Annotated in this window: 10 protein-coding genes and 4 pseudogenes; 7 read left to right on the forward strand and 7 right to left on the reverse strand. The window is 68.0% G+C overall.

Features of this window, described 5'->3' with window-relative positions:
* Positions 1 to 326: 326 nt before the first annotated feature.
* Positions 327 to 1,126: pseudogene (locus tag ACFV7R_RS45655) on the reverse strand (IS5 family transposase); the annotation flags it as partial.
* A 58-nt stretch (positions 1,127 to 1,184) separates the two neighbouring features.
* Between ACFV7R_RS45655 and ACFV7R_RS45660 the strand changes: the two are divergent.
* The 3 genes and pseudogenes from ACFV7R_RS45660 to ACFV7R_RS45670 form a co-directional block, all read left to right on the forward strand.
* Positions 1,185 to 1,902: pseudogene (locus ACFV7R_RS45660) on the forward strand (IS5 family transposase); the annotation flags it as partial.
* 127 nt (positions 1,903 to 2,029) lie between these two features.
* Positions 2,030 to 2,818, forward strand: coding sequence for a tetratricopeptide repeat protein (locus tag ACFV7R_RS45665; RefSeq protein ID WP_385276324.1), 789 nt, complete (start codon positions 2,030 to 2,032; stop codon positions 2,816 to 2,818).
* 144 nt (positions 2,819 to 2,962) lie between these two features.
* Positions 2,963 to 3,673 (forward strand): annotated as a pseudogene (locus ACFV7R_RS45670) (IS5 family transposase); the annotation flags it as partial.
* Positions 3,674 to 3,696: 23 nt separating this feature from the next.
* Here the strand turns inward: ACFV7R_RS45670 and ACFV7R_RS45675 are convergent.
* Complete coding sequence (locus tag ACFV7R_RS45675) at positions 3,697 to 4,032, reverse strand: hypothetical protein (RefSeq protein WP_385276347.1); 336 nt, start codon at positions 4,030 to 4,032, stop codon at positions 3,697 to 3,699.
* A gap of 674 nt (positions 4,033 to 4,706) precedes the next feature.
* On the opposite strand from ACFV7R_RS45675, the gene ACFV7R_RS45680 reads away from it, so the two are divergent.
* On the forward strand, positions 4,707 to 4,844 hold the full coding sequence (locus ACFV7R_RS45680) for a hypothetical protein (protein ID WP_385276350.1): 138 nt from the start codon (positions 4,707 to 4,709) through the stop codon (positions 4,842 to 4,844).
* A 236-nt stretch (positions 4,845 to 5,080) separates the two neighbouring features.
* Here the strand turns inward: ACFV7R_RS45680 and ACFV7R_RS45685 are convergent, their stop codons facing one another.
* Positions 5,081 to 5,821: a tyrosine-type recombinase/integrase gene (locus ACFV7R_RS45685; RefSeq protein WP_385276326.1), complete on the reverse strand. Its 741-nt coding sequence runs from the start codon at positions 5,819 to 5,821 to the stop codon at positions 5,081 to 5,083.
* Positions 5,822 to 5,846: 25 nt separating this feature from the next.
* On the opposite strand from ACFV7R_RS45685, the gene ACFV7R_RS45690 reads away from it, so the two are divergent.
* Positions 5,847 to 6,077, forward strand: a complete 231-nt coding sequence (locus tag ACFV7R_RS45690) for a hypothetical protein (protein WP_385276329.1) — start codon at positions 5,847 to 5,849, stop codon at positions 6,075 to 6,077.
* 44 nt (positions 6,078 to 6,121) lie between these two features.
* On the opposite strand, the gene ACFV7R_RS45695 is transcribed toward ACFV7R_RS45690, so the two are convergent.
* Positions 6,122 to 6,715, reverse strand: coding sequence for a TetR/AcrR family transcriptional regulator (locus ACFV7R_RS45695; RefSeq protein ID WP_385276332.1), 594 nt, complete (start codon positions 6,713 to 6,715; stop codon positions 6,122 to 6,124).
* 130 nt (positions 6,716 to 6,845) lie between these two features.
* Here ACFV7R_RS45695 and ACFV7R_RS45700 point away from each other — a divergent pair.
* A pseudogene (locus tag ACFV7R_RS45700) lies at positions 6,846 to 7,807 on the forward strand (zinc-dependent alcohol dehydrogenase family protein).
* Here the strand turns inward: ACFV7R_RS45700 and ACFV7R_RS45705 are convergent.
* Complete coding sequence (locus ACFV7R_RS45705) at positions 7,785 to 8,087, reverse strand: DUF6245 family protein (protein ID WP_385276344.1); 303 nt, start codon at positions 8,085 to 8,087, stop codon at positions 7,785 to 7,787. The pseudogene ACFV7R_RS45700 and the gene ACFV7R_RS45705 sit on opposite strands and share 23 nt — an antisense overlap.
* Positions 8,088 to 8,215: 128 nt before the next feature.
* Between ACFV7R_RS45705 and ACFV7R_RS45710 the strand changes: the two genes are divergently transcribed.
* Positions 8,216 to 10,486, forward strand: coding sequence for a SpoIIE family protein phosphatase (locus ACFV7R_RS45710; RefSeq protein WP_385276335.1), 2,271 nt, complete (start codon positions 8,216 to 8,218; stop codon positions 10,484 to 10,486).
* A gap of 390 nt (positions 10,487 to 10,876) precedes the next feature.
* On the opposite strand, the gene ACFV7R_RS45715 is transcribed toward ACFV7R_RS45710, so the two are convergent.
* Together ACFV7R_RS45715 and ACFV7R_RS45720 are read right to left on the reverse strand one after the other, a co-directional pair.
* A complete protein-coding gene (locus ACFV7R_RS45715; RefSeq protein WP_385276338.1) occupies positions 10,877 to 11,185 on the reverse strand; it encodes a 4-oxalocrotonate tautomerase family protein in 309 nt (102 codons plus the stop codon).
* Between the two features lie 550 nt (positions 11,186 to 11,735).
* Positions 11,736 to 12,608 (reverse strand): IS3 family transposase, encoded by an 873-nt coding sequence (locus ACFV7R_RS45720; RefSeq protein ID WP_385276341.1) that lies wholly within the window; start codon positions 12,606 to 12,608, stop codon positions 11,736 to 11,738.
* Positions 12,609 to 12,717: the final 109 nt, after the last annotated feature.

Consider the following 12,717-nt stretch of genomic DNA (forward strand, 5'->3'; position numbering starts at 1 on the left):
GTGGATGAGGGTGACACGGTGGATCCGGCGCAAGCATCCCGGGATCACCTGGAAGCAGCTCCGCCGACGCTACTACGGTGGTGGCTGGTGGCCTGTCACGGAGAAAGCGGAACTGTTTAACCCGGCAAAGGTAGGCACGACCAGATACCGATACCGGGGAACACTCATCCCGACCCCGTGGCCCCCTGCGGCATGAAGAACTGAACACCCCGAAACGGGATTTGCGGAGAGCCCGGTGCTCGGAGACGGGCACGCCGGGTTCGGGAGGCGGCTCGGGGAAACCCACCGATGGAGACATCGGCAGGGCGCCCCGAGTCGACCTCACCCACGGCCCGGAAGTTCTTCAACGCGTTGATCGTCCGCTCCACTTCGTTCCTGCGTTTGTAGATCGTCTTGTCGAAGCCGGCGGGCCGTCCGCCCCTGCTGCCGCGTCTTTTGCGGTGGGCCCGCTGATCTCGGGGCTCGGGAATGGTGTGCTTGATCTGGCGACGTCGCAGGTAGCGGCGGTTGCGCCGGGAGGAATACGCCTTATCGCCGCCCAGGTGGTCGGGCCGGGTGCGCGGATGCCCGCCGCCCGGGCGGTGGACACGGATGCGTTCCATGACCGGGATGAGCTGCGGGGCGTGGCCCCACTGGCCCGGCGTGATCAGCAGCGCCAGCGGGCGGCGTCCGCCTTCACCGGCCAGGTGGATCTTGCAGGTCAGGCCGCCCCGGGAGCGTCCGAGTCCCTCGTCTGGGCGGTGGTGCCGGGGCGTGCTTCTTTTCCCGGCACCCGCGGAGGTCTCCTGCGCGCTCCCGCCGCATGCTGATGACTCCGGCAGGACGTGGAGTCCACGCTCACCATCGACCAGTCGATACGGCCCTCGGCATCAGCGTCGGCCAGCACGGCCGCGAAGATCTTGTCCCACGTGCCGTCCGCCGACCACCGCCGGTGCCGCTCGTAGACGGTCTTCCACGGACCGAAACGCACAGGCAGATCCCGCCAGGGAACCCCAGTGCGCTGTCGATACAGGATCCCGTTGATGATCCTGCGATGACTGACCCAACGACCCCCACGCCGCCCGGACTCGGGCAGATGCGGCTTCAGTCGGGCCCACTCCTCATTCGTGAGATCTCCCCTCCCCATGACCATGCCAACGAGCCAACCCACGAACGGTCACAAGATCCGCCGGACAGGCCCTAGTGGTGGCCGACGCCGGCACGGTGACCGGGAGGTGCTGGCCGCGATCGTGTTCGTGGCCACGTCGGGCTGCACGTGGCAGCAGCTGCCGTCTGCGTCGTTCGGGCCGTCGGGAGCGACGGCCCATCGGCGGTTCGCCGAGTGGTCGAAGGCCAGGGTGTGGGCGAAGCTCCACCGCCTGGTCCTCGACGCACTCGGCTCCCGCGGAGAGCTGGACTGGTCCCGCTGCGCGATCGACTCGATGAACATGCGGGCCCTGAAAAGGGGGACGTGACGGGTCCGAATCCTGTCGGCCGGGCAAGTACGGCTCAAAGATCCACTTGATCACCGAGCGCACCGGACTGCCCCTGTCTGTCGGCATCTCGGGTGCCAACCTGCACGACAGCCAGGCCCTCGAACCGCTCGTACGAGGCATCCCGCCCATCCGCTCCCGCCGCGGACCGCGCCGGCGACGTCCCGCCAAACTCCACGGCGACAAGGGCTACGCCTATGATCACCTGCGCCGATGGTTACGCAGCCGCGGCATCCGGCACCGCATCGCCCGCAGGGGCAGCGAGTCCTCCACACGACTGGGCCGCCACCGCTGGACCATCGAACGCACCATGGCCTGGCTCGCCGGGTTCCGCCGCCTCCACCGCCGCTATGAACGCAAGGCGAGCCACTTCCTGGCCTTCACCAGCATCGCCTGCACCCTCATCTGCTACCGCAGACTCACCAAATGAGCTGAACCTGTAGGACGCAGGGGCTGCCGACCATCTCCTTGCCTCTTCGCCGAGCAGCCTGCGCAGCATGCGTATGCTCCCGGTCATGAGATTTTTCCGGCCGCGCGGCCGAAGCGACGCCCAACGAATGACGGGAACGCCTGTGGCTGAGGCCAAAGCCCTTTACGAAGCCGGGCGTTACGCCGAGGCGGAGGCCGAAGCCCGCGCCGTGGCCCGATCGCGGCCACGCGACGACGAGTACGCAGCCGTGGCGCTGAACATCGCCGCGCTCGCGACGGGCGCCCAAGGCCGCCACGCCGAGGCACTCGCCACCTACGACGAAGCGCTGCCTGCCTTCAGCAGGATATTTGGAGCCGATCACTGGCTGACCCTGAAGCTGCGCTCGGACCGCGCCCAGCAGATGATCTCGCTCGGTCAGCACGCCGAGTGCGAGGCAGAATGTGCGGCCGTCGCCGAGGCCGCGGGCCGCGGTACCGGCCCGGAAATGTCACTCCTGGCAGCGGCCGCCCGCAATGGGCTGGTCTTCGCCCTCAATGCGCAGGGGCGCCACCAGGAGGCCGAGGCACTCGCCCGCGAGGCCCTGGCCGCCTATCGCGCACGTGACCGGGCGTCCCTGGTCCTGCGACTCGGCCTGGCTCGCAGCCTCAACGGCCAAGCCCGCCACGAAGACGCCCTCACCGAGGCGCAGGGCGCCGACAAGCTGTACCGCGCTCTGCCCGAGTACCAGCGCCATCCAGATACGGGCGCCGTCGAACTGGCCTTTGCTACTGCCCTGTTCGGGTTGCGCCGCGTTCCTGATGCCCGTCGCCAGGCTGCAGCCGCTCACGATGCCTGCCTGGCCTCCTTCGGCCCGGACCACCGCCGCACCGTCGAAGCCCGAACGCTGCTCGAGCACATCGACGGCACTCGACCGTAAGCGCAGCGCCCCCGCTCGGGGCGAGTCGCAGGCGCTCCCTGGGCAGCTCATCCAGCTATCGCAACGTGCCGGACCAAGAACTCCTAACGAAATGATCTTCGAGGTGGTTGGATCACTCCGGGACTGACGATCCGGGGGTGTGGGGTGGCTCGACCGAAGCCGCGGGAAGTCGATGACGAGTTGTGGACGGTGATCGAGCCGCTGTTGCCCAGGATCGAGCGTCGGCCCCGACATCCGGGACGCAAGCGTCGTCCGGACCGGCTGGTGTTCCAGGGCATCCTGTTCGTGCTGCACACCGGGATCTCCTGGGAACACCTGCCGCAGGAACTCGGCTTCGGCTCGGGCATGACCTGCTGGCGCCGCCTGGCCGAGTGGACCGAGGCCGGAGTGTGGCCCCGGCGGCACGAAGTCCTCCTCGCCAAGCTTCGTGGCGCGAACGCCCTGGACTTCTCCCGGGCGGCGGTCGACGGCTCCCACATCCGGGCGTTAAAGAGGGAGGCAAGACCGAACGAAGCCCTGCAGACCGGGGCAGGACAGGCAGTAAGCATCACCTGATCACCGACGCCACCGGCATCCCGCTCGCCGCCACCCTGACCGGCGGCAACCGCAACGACGTCACCCAGCTGATCCCGCTCCTCCAAGCCGTACCGCCGCCTGGTCGGGGACCTCGGCGTGAAGCCGCAGATCGCCCGCCGTGGCACCGAGCACGGCTCCGGCCTGGGCACCCAACGCTGGGTCGTGGAGCGAGCGTTCGCCCACCTGCACTGGTTCCGCCACCTGCGCATCCGCTGGCAGATACGCGACGACATCCACGAAGCCTTCCTCAGACTCGCTTGCAGTATCATCTGCCGGCGACGGCTGAAGAAGCTCCGGCCGCGTCAACTGTCGCTGTCCTGGGCGGCCATGAAGCCGCGATCTTGGATCACCGGGAAGACTTGCTCTGTGGTGGCAATCCAGGCATCGATCTCGGCGCGGGACGACCTGATGGCACTGATCAGCGCCTCAATCACGTCCAGCTTCGGCTTGCCGACGTTCAGGCTGAGCTCGTCCATCGACACCTCTCGGTACGACATGAGCAGCTGCCACCAGAACCGCATGAGGAAGCGGCATTCCGGCGGGTCACGGTCGTCTGCGAGGCGCTCATGAATGACCCTCTGGACGCGCCGCCGCTGCTCGTCATCACGAAAGCCGTTCCTGAGGTCAGTCAGAGTCACGTCCGGACACTAGCAACCGTGTTCGTTCACGACCCCGGCGAACACCGCCGCCTCCACTGTGATCGCACCCGAAGCGTGCCTTCTGGTGCGCCAGGTCCCTGCCACAGCGACCCCCTGACCACGCCGCGCACGCACCACCACGCACAACCCCCCCGCCGGAACAAGCCGATGGGGGTCCCTCACCTCTCACGTGCTCTCCCACGTGTCTCACTACCCCCGTTGCCGCAGGTCAGAGATGGGCGAAGGCGTGTACCACAAGGAGACGAAGAACCTGCTGGGACGACCGCGCACCGCATCCCGTCCCGGCATCGCGCTCATCGCGCAGGGACCGTTCAACATCGAGCGGCTTGGCCTATTTCGATCGAGTCGCCTGCTGCAGTGCAACTCTGGGCCCGATCCGCCCCCCATGCCCGAGTTCCACGGAGCGTAGTCAGCACCAAGTCAGGACGGGAGTCAGCACGCCACCGTCAAATCACCTCCAACTACGCGTCCTGGACAGCTGTCATTTCGACCGTCTTCAAGCCGCTGGGCCGCCGCTGCGCGAGCGGTCATGGTGGTCCGACGCATAGCCGCGCCCCGAACTATGTTGCCCCACCACATGTGCGCCTGACCTGCGTGTTTCTACGGTGTGCCCACACGTACCCGTCCCCACCGCACACGAGGAAGTGGCGCACATGGCCTCCGCAGCATCCCCTCCCCCAACGCCCGGCAACCTCAAGCGCATCGTCGCCGCCAGCCTCATCGGCACCACCATCGAGTGGTACGACAACTCATTCGATCAGAGCTACGACCTGCGGTTTTTCTGCCATTGACCCTCCGAAGTCAGCACGAAACCAGCACCGGAAAATCTCGTGCTGGGTGGGCAACGAGGACGTGCCCGATCCGGCTGGTTGCGGACCTGGCGACAGCCACCAAAGATAGTCACTCACCGTAGCGAGACCTGCGGCACTGGCGGCGGCCTCATGGCGGGTCCGGACGCGACCAAGCCGCACGCGTGATGCCCTCGCCATACGTCTCGCTGAGGGCACCACGCGTTCGCAAATTTGCGTCAGACCGTCTCGACCACTGCCTCGAACTCGAGGGGCAATTCAAGCTCGGTCTGCATCGTGAAGACGGCATCCAAGAGAGACCTCAAGCGCTCCGGAGCGTCAGGCATCACGTGCGCGTAGGTCTGATGCGTGATCCTCGGGTCGCGATGCCCCAGCCACTCAGCCATGTCCGTCACCGGGACGCCCTTCGACAGGCCGGCGGAGGCGAAGAAGTGCCGAAGCCAGTGCGTGGTGATCCTGCGCGAGATGCCCGCCGCCTTCTTCGCGTTACGCCAAAGCCGGTCAACGAGGGAGTACATGAGGATGTTGGTGCGCCCGATATTAGAGAAGAGGTAGTCCCCCTCCAAGCGGTTGAGTCCCTCCTCTACGCGAAAGGTTCCGTACAGCCGGACATGCTTCTGCACCTTCGCGGCGATGGTGGGCGGCACGGGAACCGCTCGGCCCTCATCCAGATCACGCCACTTGAGGTGGCGGACGCAATGGGCACACCCCCTGCCCTTGGTGATGGCCTTTTGGACTGTGGTCTTGGGCTCCTCATTCTCGCCGTCCTGCGTGACCTGGCGGTCGACGTAGAGTGTTCCGCTCTCAAAGTCGAACTGTTGCAACGTCACGGCGCACGCCTCACCGATGCGCAGCCCACACCCAGCCATGAGCCACACGAGTAGCTTGTAGGGCCCGGGTAGGTGCCGCTCAATCGCCTCGATCTCCGCCAAGGTCGGAAGGCGGATCGTCTTCTTCACCCTCCGCTTCACCCGCTGGCGACCGGTGCAGGTGCTGGCGTCCCTCGCCCTGGGCAGTCTGCAGGGCAAGGTCCCCTTGCTCACGCGTGCCCTGACCGGTGACTTCAACGGGCACCACGCGTTCATGATCGCTTCGATGCTGCGGGCCATCGACGAGGCCGACAACCGGATCTCCCGCCTGAGCGAGGAGATCGACCGTCAGCTGCAGGGGCGTGCTGTGCGATGTGCGCGCCGAGGCCGCGGGAGGCGCCGGTGATCAGCCAGGTGCTCAGGTTCTCCTGTCGGGACGGTGGGTGGGGCTCAGGCGGGGGTCGTGCTTGGGGCGGCGTACGCGTGAACGGCGGCGCGGGCGGATGCCTTGGCGCTGTCCACGACCGTGCGGTCCTGCAGGAGGCGTCCGGAGGCGAGGGCACCGTCGATCAGCAGCCCGAGATGGGCGGCCAGCGCTGCCGGCTCGGCGGCTCCAGCGGTTGCGGCGAGGCTGGTGAGCCACTCCTGGCGGCGCCGGGTGTGGGCGGAGGTGACCGCATGCGCCTTCGAGTCGGGCTCGGCCTCGACTGCGGCGCTGATGAAGGGGCAGCCGAAGAAGCCGTGGCGGTCGAAGGAGGCCAGCAGCGCGTCGAACAGGCCCACCACCTGCTCGGCGGGATCCGGTCCAGCCGCTTCGGCCGCCGCCTGCAGCTGCTGCATCCACGAGTCGTCGGTGCGCTGCAGGTAGGCGGCGACCAGGTCGTCCTTGGTGCGGAAGTGGGCGTACAGCGTCGACTTCGCCACCCTCGATTCCGCGATGACCTGGTCGACTCCCACCCCGCGCAGGCCGTGCCGGTGGAACAGGCCGGCGGCCGTGTCGAGGATCTTCTGCTCGGTGTTCGTCTTGCGTATCCGCGTCGCCATACAAGACAGACTAGTCCGTTTCATTAACGGCTGCATCCGCTTGCCGATACTTAATCGGACGGACCGGTCTGTTTGATTAGTGGCGGGGTTGCCCGCTTCTTCGAACGATGTGTACAGGGATGGTGGCGTGATGCGTGCGGTGGTGCTGGAGGAGTTCGAGGGCCCGCTTCAGCTGCGGGAGATCGACCGGCCCGTGCCGGGCCCGGGGCAGGTGCTGGTGCGGGTGCATGCCAGCGGGGTGAACCCGCTGGACACGAAGATCAGGGCGGGACGGGCGGCGCACGCCCGCGTCAAGCTGCCCGCTGTGCTGGGCATGGATCTTGCCGGTCAGGTGGTGGAGACGGGCCCGGTGTGGACGGCTTCGCGGCTGGGGACGAGGTGTACGGCCTGACCGGCGGCGTGGGTGACCTGCAGGGCTCGCTCGCCGAGTTCGCGGCGGTCGACGCGCGCCTGCTGGCCCGCAAGCCGGCCGCGCTGCCGCTGGCGGTGATCACGGCATGGGAGGGCCTGGTGGACCGGGCCGGGGTACGGGCCGGTCACAAGGTTCTGGTGCACGGCGGTGCAGGCGGCGTGGGCAGCGTCGCGGTGCAGATCGCCGCAGCCCGCGGGGCGGAGGTGTTTGCGACCGAGTCGGCGGCCAAGGGTGACATGGTGCGGGCTCTGGGGGCGGTGCCGATCGATCACGCCGCGGTGGGCGTGGAGAAGTACGTAGCCGAGCTCACCGGCGGTGCCGGTTTCGACATCGTGTACGACACGGTCGGCGGGCCGGTCCTGGACGCCTCCTTCGAGGCGGTGCGCACCTACACCGGCCATGTGGTCAGCTCGCTGGGCTGGGGCACACACGCGCTGGCGCCCCTGTCGTTCAAGGGGGCCACGTACTCGGGGGTGTTCACACTCCTGCCGATGCTGACCGGCCGGGGCCGCGAGCACCACGGCGAAATCCTGCGTGAGGCCGCAGAGCTGGCAGACCAGGGCAAGCTCCGTCCCCTGCTGGACGAGACCCGCTACAGCCTCGCCACCGCAACGGACGCCCACCGGGCCGTAGAGTCCGGCACGGCCAACGGCAAGGTCATCGTCGACATCGTGGCCTGACGCCAGGTATCGGCGGCCGGTCACAGCCGGTCGCCGAAGCCGCTGTCGCCTTCAAGTCGTCGAGTCCGGCGCCGGCCGCGCGCAGTTGCCCCTCCCAGGCGGCGCGCCACACCTGGTCGTCGAGCCAGGCTGTGTCCGCGATCGCGGACACAGCCTGCACCGTGCCCGGCAACGCGCTCACCGTCAGCCCCGAGGCACTGGACGACTTCTTCGCCCGCTCCGAGCCCCCGGCTCGCTCCTCCCGCCACCACGAGCGCCAGCCGCCGAATGTACCATTTATCCGAGGTGTTCACATTTACTGGGGGAAGGTCTGACTGCAGGTTGAAAGTGAAGCTGGTGCGCTGCGGATAGGGCGTGTCGCTGTGATGATCATCGATTCGGGACACGGCCGAGTGATGGGAGCCACAGATGAGCGGAATCGCCCGGCAGAGCCCGATGACGGGGCAAAGCCTGGATGGCGCTTGCCCTGCACGTCCATCGACGGACGCCGAGGTCCTGGACAGGCTGCTGGTCGCTGCCGTCCGCGAGGCGGTGGTGGAGTTCGACGCGGTGGCCGGAATTGCCTACCTTCTGGAGGACAACGGCGAGTGGCTGCGCGCGGCTGTGATCGGTGGTACGCCTCCGGCTGTCTTCAACATGCCGGAGCGCATGCTCTTGAGCGGGCGGCGGGCTTCGGCGGTGGCGTGCCGGACCGGAAGGATGGCGAGCATGGGCGAACCGGGCGTTCGTCCGGACGACGTGGGCCCTGTCCGAGCGCCGTACGCGGTGGTGAGCGCGCCCCTGGTTCACGCCGGCCACCGGTACGGGGCGCTGGCTGTCAGCCGGATCCCATGGAGGGACGGCGTTCTCGGCGAGGCTCAGCGCAACCGGCTCCGGGAGACGGGCGAGAGTCTGTCGCGCGAGTTGGCGTCCCTGGCGGCACGCGGCACGCTCATACAGCGCGGGAGTCAACCGCTGATTTTCCCCGTGTTCAAGCCACGCAGCCCCCTTACCGAACCTGCGACCAGGTGGGGACTGTCGGATGTCCCCGGCTCTGCCGGTCTGAGCTGGATGTATCAGGTTCACAGGCTGGCCAACGAGCTGAACTCGGCCGTGAGCCCCCGCGAGGTCGTCGAGGTGGCCCGGTCACGCATCATGGGCACTCTCGGCGCGCAGAGCCTGATCCTGACGGTGGTCAGTGACGGCAGGGTGTGGGTCGTCGGACACACCGGTCCGGCCTCCGGGGTGGTCAGGCAGCTCCATGGATCCAGTGCTGTGAGGAGTGGGGTGACTCCAGTGACCGACGTCCTGCGTGGCTCCGACCCGTACTTCTTCCCACAGCGTACGGATCTGCTCGGGGCCTACCCCGATGCGCAGGACGACGGCAATCAGGCGTGGGCGCACCTCCCCGTGCTGGCCAGCGGACATCCGGTGGGTGTCTGCTCTCTTGGCTGGGCGGAGCACCGGCTCTTCGGTGCGGAAGCGCAGGCCGTGATGATGATGATGGCGGGTTCGCTTGGCCAGGCATTGGAGCGGACCCTCCTGAGCGAAGGCGAGCACGCTCTCGCCGAGAGCCTGCAGAGGCGGCTACTGCCGCGTGTCCTGTCCGACCTGCCGGGGGTGGCCACCACCGCCCGTTACCTGCCTGCCCCGGCGACCGCGGGAGTCGGTGGCGACTGGTATGACGTGGTCGCCCTCCCTTCTGGAAGCATCGGGCTGGTGATCGGTGATGTGGAGGGCCACTCCGTCGAAAGTTGCGTCGTCATGGGCCAGCTACGCAGCGCAGTGCTCGCCTATGTCACCGAGGGCCACAGACCGGCAGCAGTGCTGACGCGCGCCAGCGACCTGCTCAGTCAGCTGGAAGGCGAACTGTTGGCCACGTGCTGTGTCGTCTGTCTGGACCCGGCCGCCGGGACGGCCGAGGTGGCCCTGGCCGGACACCCGGCGCCGCTGACCCGCCGTCCCGACGGCCGTATGAAAGCGCTCGACACGCTCATCGGTGTCCCCCTGGGCGTGCCGTCACCCATTCCCTACCGCGCTTTCGAGGCGACCCTCTCACCAGGGACACTGTTGTTCCTGTACACCGACGGCCTCAGCGAAGCGCACGGACCTGACGCGGTCACCAGTGCACACACGATGCTCGCCGCTTGCAGCACGGACGTTGACCACGGCCTGGAGGGACTTGCGGACCGGCTCATTTCCATGGTGCCCTCTGCCCCGGAGCGCAGAGACGACGTCGTCCTCCTCTTGGCTCTCTACGCGGGCGCAGGCTCGCACCGTTGGAGCCGCATGGAAATCCAGCGGCACGATCTGCACGGCGTCAAAACTGCCCGCAAGTTCGTCCGGGACTGCCTGAAGGGCTGGGAGTTGGAAGCGGCGGCGGATGACCTGGAACTCATGGCGTCGGAAGTCGTGACGAACGCCTTGGTTCACGCCGACAGTCACGTCGAGCTGCGGCTGCGTCAGTATCCGGATCGCATCCGGCTGGAGGTCCGGGATTCCGACGTGACGCCTCCGGTTCCCTCCTCCCTCTCAGCACGCGAGGACGAGAATCCGCAGGCAGAGCACGGTCGCGGCCTGCTCATCGTGGACGCTCTCGGCGAGTGGGGGAGTTCGCCCAGCGGCCGTGGCAAGGTCGTCTGGTGCGAAAGGGCCATTCCGAAGAACTGTGACGACACCACTGCTGCTGGCCGGCCGTGAAAGCGGAGCTGGCAAAAGGGACTGCCAGCGATGGTCTTGGACGTCCGCATGCCGCCCCGGTGCTGGATGGCGCCCGAGATGCCGTTGGCAATGTGCGTATGAATGAACGGGACCTGGTGTGAACGCGGCCGCGAACGCCGACTGCGTCGCCACCGGCTCCTCCACACCCAGGCTTGCGCCCTGATCCGGCTGCGGTGTCCGGGCTCGTCGGGCCGCAGGAGACGAAGGGTGTCGGCGGGGCCGCGTGCCACGGCACGCGGCCCCGCGCGGTCCGCAGATCGGCCATGATACGAGACGAGGCGGCATGCGGGGCTCCTCCGATGGGCCCTGACGGTATGAGGAGTTCCTCCCGCGAGCTCTGACGGCGCCGGAGCCGCCAGCGGCAGCCGACTACTGACCGGTGTCCTTCACCGGGGCTGTCTTGGCCCACTCCGGCCGTGTGGTCGGATAGCCGTCGACGGTCTCCACGACCGCCTTGGAGTTCTCCAGGGTCTCCATCAGTGAGGCCGGACCACGGAACGGCCGCCCGCCGATGTGCCAGCCGTCGCGGTGCAGCTCCTCGATGAGCACCCAGACGACCTCGCGGAACGCCTCGGAACCCTCGAACTGCACCATCACGTCGGAGAGTGCTTTGGCCATGGCATGCTTCTCCTCCTCGGAGAAGACACCTTCAACAAGCTTGACATTGACGAAGGACATGTCAGAACGTCCTTTACTGTTCTCGAGCGCGGCGACCGCCGCACCCGGCGGAGCGGCGCAGACCCTGGCAGCACGTCCCCGACGACCCGCGGGGCAAGGCGGTACTCGGCGTCGGCCAGCCAAGCGCCGGCGAGGCTGCCAGGCCGAACGGTATGGCGAAGAAGTTGAGCGGGATCGCTCTTGGGGTCTTGGCTGAACCGTCGCCCAGAGTGCTGCCCGCTCGCATCTGTGAGTCCCCAGCCATGGTCACCGGTCCGGCGCTCGGCACCTGTCGGACCGCCTCAAATGCCTCAAAGGCAGAGTCGGGTAAAGATCGCCGGGCGCCCGCCTGAATTCCACCCCCCAGAGGTCGGCGAGCAGCTCGCTGCGGCCGCTGATCTGTCGGGACAGGTCAGCCGGGCCGGTCAAGGTGGGCGTCGGGACGCCGGAGGCGACGGAACCACAGGGCCGGACGCCGTGAAGTGCCCTCAAGCCGACTGGAGTTCGAACTCCGCGCGGTCCGATGTCACGTGAGCTTGTTCCGCTTTGACGGACACCATCGGTGTGGTGGTCAGGCCGCCAGTGCGGCCTCGTAGTCGGCGGGACTGCGGTAACCGAGGCTGCTGTGCAGCCGGTGCAAGTTGTACCAGCTTTCGATCCACTCAAAGATCGCGGTGTGGGCGGCAGACCTGCTCGGCCAGGGCTGGGTGCCGATCAGCTCGTTCTTCAAGGTGGCGAAGAACGACTCGGCCAGCGCATTGTCCCAGCACTGGCCGGTGCGGCCGACGGATAGCCGGATGCCCAACTCGCTTGTCAACAGGGCGAATTCATGGCTGGTGTATTGGCAGCCGCGGTCGGAATGGAAGACCACCGGCCCTGCCGGGCGGCGCCGTCGGCAGGCGGACCGCAGCGCGTCGGCGACCAGTTCGGTGCGCAGGTGGTCGGCGGTGGCCCAGCCGACCACCCGGCGGGAGGCGATGTCGATGACGGTGGCCAGGTAGAGCCAGCCCTCGTCGGTGGGGATGTAGGTGATGTCGCCGCACCAGCGGGCGTCGGTCGCAGTCGGGTCGGGCCGGAAATCGCGCAGGACCAGGTCGGGACGGGTGGCCGCGTGCGGGTCGGGGATCGTGGTGCGGTGTCGCCGTCTGCGGTGCCAGCCGGCGAGCCCGGCGGCCCGCATCAGCCGGGCGATGCGTCTGCGGCCGCAGGCCGTCCCCTCACGCTTGAGGACGGCGTGGATGCGCGGGGCGCCGTAGGTGCCTCGGGACTGGGCGTGGACGGCGGTGATCTGCTCGGTCAGCTCCGCGTCCTGCGCGGAGCGTGGTCCGACGGCGCCGGTGCGGCGGGCATAGAAGGCGGCACGGGAGACCGTCAGCAGCTCACACGCGCGTTTGACGCTGTGGCCCGCCTGCTTCTCCGCCTCGATGAACGGGTGCACCGTCACCGGGTCTCCTTGATGCTGATCGGAAAATCGATGTTCGGGAGGGCAGGCGGCAGCATCCGGGCCGCGTGCGGCCCGGATGACGGTGAGACGGGCCGGTCAGGCTGATGCC

The organism is Streptomyces sp. NPDC059866 (assembly GCF_042731325.1).
Classification (GTDB): domain Bacteria; phylum Actinomycetota; class Actinomycetes; order Streptomycetales; family Streptomycetaceae; genus Streptomyces; species Streptomyces flavusporus.

What these genes read in the sequence shown, in the direction of transcription:
- ACFV7R_RS45665 (WP_385276324.1), top strand. Translation starts at nt 2,030, where the DNA reads ATGACGGGAACGCCTGTGGCTGAGGCCAAAGCCCTTTACGAAGCCGGG.
- ACFV7R_RS45680 (WP_385276350.1), top strand. Translation starts at nt 4,707, where the DNA reads ATGGCCTCCGCAGCATCCCCTCCCCCAACGCCCGGCAACCTCAAGCGC.
- ACFV7R_RS45695 (WP_385276332.1), bottom strand. Translation starts at nt 6,715, where the DNA reads ATGGCGACGCGGATACGCAAGACGAACACCGAGCAGAAGATCCTCGAC.
- ACFV7R_RS45710 (WP_385276335.1), top strand. Translation starts at nt 8,216, where the DNA reads ATGAGCGGAATCGCCCGGCAGAGCCCGATGACGGGGCAAAGCCTGGAT.
- ACFV7R_RS45715 (WP_385276338.1), bottom strand. Translation starts at nt 11,185, where the DNA reads ATGTCCTTCGTCAATGTCAAGCTTGTTGAAGGTGTCTTCTCCGAGGAG.